The 2,834-nt window shown below is 62.1% G+C and carries 2 protein-coding genes; one reads left to right on the top strand and one right to left on the bottom strand.

Annotated elements, in window-relative coordinates; all coding sequences use genetic code 11:
- The first annotated feature begins 93 nt into the window (after window positions 1-93).
- Complete coding sequence (locus tag IP83_RS17275; protein WP_054123484.1) at window positions 94-1,050, top strand: acyl-CoA dehydrogenase family protein; 957 nt, start codon at window positions 94-96, stop codon at window positions 1,048-1,050.
- A 145-nt stretch (window positions 1,051-1,195) separates the two neighbouring features.
- Here IP83_RS17275 and IP83_RS17270 read toward each other — a convergent pair whose 3' ends face one another.
- Entirely contained in the window at window positions 1,196-1,870 is a 675-nt protein-coding gene (locus IP83_RS17270; RefSeq protein WP_054123483.1) for a hypothetical protein, read from the bottom strand.
- Between the last annotated feature and the right edge of the window lie 964 nt (window positions 1,871-2,834).

Here is a 2,834-nt window from a genome sequence, read left to right as displayed (position 1 = left end):
GAAGTCGAGACACCGGGCGCGGCGGACGGTGTCTCGACTTCGCTCGACACGAACGGAGTTGGGGCTTGAGTCTTTCATAGGGAATCATCGCTGATGAGCGACAACCGTACACTGCTGACCGACATGGCAGCCGGCCTGTTCGCCGATCTGGCGGGCAAGCCTTTCGATGTGGCCTGGCCGCAAGTGGCCGAAGCGGGCTTTTCCACCCTGCTCGTGCCCGAGGACGCGGGCGGCTTCGGCGGAGACTGGGGCGACGTGCTCGCCGTGCTGCGCCTCGCCGGCCTCAACGCGCTGAACGCGCCGCTGGCCGAGCCGGTGATCGCGCATTACCTGCTGGCGAAGGCGGGGATCGCCGCGCCGGAGGGGCTGATCTCCATCGCCGCGCCCGGCAGCCGCGTGCCCTATGGCCGCCATGCCGCCGCCGTGGTCCATGTCGCGGATGGCACGCTCTCGCTCTACCACGCTGATGCATGCACCTTCGACGAAGGCCTTTCGCCCGCCAGTGAGCCGTGGGACAGTGTCACCTTCACCGGCGCGGCAGCAGCAACGGCCGCCTGCGATATCGATCTGCAGGCCCTCGGCGCCTTCGCCCGCGTCGCGCAGGCTTCGGGCGCGCTGGAGGCAGCTTTCACGCTGGCCATCGATCATGTGAACACCCGCGTCCAGTTCGGCCGCGCGCTGGCGAAGTTCCAGGCGGTGCAGCAGGCGATGGCGGAGTTTTCCGAGGAAGCCGCAGCCGTCGACGCCTCAGCCGCAGCCTGCGCGGCGGCGCTCGATTTCGGGCATGCCAGCTTCGAGATCGCGGCAGCCAAGCTGCGCATGGGGATCGCCGTGGACCGCGCGGTGCCCATCGCCCACCGCATGCACGGCGCCATCGGCTTTACCATCGAATACGCCCTCAACCACCTGACCCGCCGCCTGATGGGCTGGCGCAGCGAATTCGGCGGCGACGCCTTCTGGGCCGAGCGGCTGGGCCGCCGCGTGGCAGGCCTTGGCGGCCACGGCCTGTGGCGCGAGATGGCGGCGCGGACGGACCGGCTGGTCGGTTAGCCTCCGAAGCCTTACCTCTCATCTGTTCCTCGTCACCCCGTGCTTGACACGGGGCTAGGCTGTTCTTCCAGCGCCGCGCCCTGAAAGAAAAGCCAAGGCCCGTGTCAAGCACGGGCCGACGTTCGTTTGTGATGGGGCCCGCAGATCAGGCGCGCTTGCGGCCAAACCCGGCGACGCGCGGGGGCATCTGCGGCGCGGCGGCTTCCGCCTCCTGGGCCTTTGCCTCGCGCTGTGCGAGATAGCGCGCCATCACCGCATCGGCATCGAAGTTGCTCGCCGGTTCATGGTCTTCGCGCGGCGCATTCATCGCCTCGGTGATCGCCGCCCTGGAGATGCGCGCCGCGCCGCCGACAAACCCGTCACCCCCGCGCATCTTCTCCATGTCTGCCAGCCGCGCGATCACGGCGGCCTTGTCGATGGCGAGCAGATTGAAGGGAATGGTGATCTTCGCCTTGCCCAGCACGCCGCCCGTGTGGGTGATGCGGATCGAATGCTGCCGGCTCACCGGAATGAAGCCATAGATATACTGCGTCAGCGTGTGTACCTCGATCCCGGTGACCTCGCGCCAGTTCAGCCGCCGCGATGTGCCGAGCGGATGGAGATGGATCTGCCGCGCGTCATACTCGATCGCCTTGAGATCGCTGAACACCCGCCCGAGCCGCCCGATCGACATGAGCGGCCCGCCCACGATGAGGATCAACCCGATGATCATGCCCAGCGGCCCGGCAAACAGGCTGAACAGCCCCAGCACCGGCGCAAGGATCAGCAGAAACGCCCCGCTGAAAATGAGCTTTGCGCGGCTGTAACGCAGTGTCGTCATCGTGATTCTCCGTAAGAGAATCATGACATGCCAGTGGTTACGATGGGTTTAGCGGGGGAGCTTTTTGAGGGGTGGCCTGATGGGCTGGCGCGGCGGATGCGGCGGTAACGCATTCTAGGCCCACTGAGGCGGCAAATCAGCTGTGACTGTATGCATCGAGAAGCATCACCTCCATTTGCCTAGCATTGAAAAGCGTTGGTGCTCGTCTGGGGCATCTCCGCTTTGGACTATCTTGCGCTCCTTGCAACCTATGCCTAGAGTGGCAGATGGGGGGAGAGTAAATGAGCAGCTTGCCTGGGGAATTCTTCACAGTTTCATCGTTTGCCACTCTTGCTGGTTTAACGGGGATAACTCATGTCGTTCGAAGCACAATCGTAGGATTGACGGGCATAACGTCGCCTTGGATTCCCTTCATAATAGCAATGCTATGCACCGAGTTAGGCGTACACCTTGCTGGTAGCGATGGTCTTTTTGAATACGTGCTAGGAGCGCTCAATGGTTGCTTGGTCTTTTTGACAGCAGCGGGAAGTACCCAGTTGGTTCATAAGGTATCGCCGGAAAGAATGCAGCCTCAAGCAATGAAGTCTAGTCGCCTCGATCTCATTCTTCACTCGCCGTTTTGGAATTAGTATACCGATGGTTAAGGCAACACGCTCGACCGTTTTGAAGGTGCTTGATGCACTTTTTTCTCGGGGAGACCGAGATGTTACATCTATAGGACTCTCCTTGCAGAGTTTTCGCCAAGATAACGTGCAGTGGCTGCATGATCGCCGCATTATTGGATACGGTTTTCCAGGTAAGGGCGGTTATTTTGCTAACTCGAAGGCGGTCCCAAAAGTCGCGTTGTATGTTGATCATGAGGATAATGTCGAGGCGCTTGAGGGCGAGGTCCCAACGTGGATTCATGTTGACCTGCCACGGGTAATTTCCTCCAGTTGCGATTAGAGTCCGGCCCTCACGAGGA

It is taken from the genome of Novosphingobium sp. AAP93 (genome assembly GCF_001296055.1).
Taxonomy (GTDB): domain Bacteria; phylum Pseudomonadota; class Alphaproteobacteria; order Sphingomonadales; family Sphingomonadaceae; genus Novosphingobium.
The sequence above is the reverse complement of the archived record's forward strand: the minus strand, read 5'-3'. Positions and strand labels throughout refer to the sequence as shown.

Coding starts and splice junctions, on each gene's coding strand:
- IP83_RS17275 (WP_054123484.1), top strand. CDS start 94: ATGAGCGACAACCGTACACTGCTGACCGACATGGCAGCCGGCCTGTTC.
- IP83_RS17270 (WP_054123483.1), bottom strand. CDS start 1,870: ATGACGACACTGCGTTACAGCCGCGCAAAGCTCATTTTCAGCGGGGCG.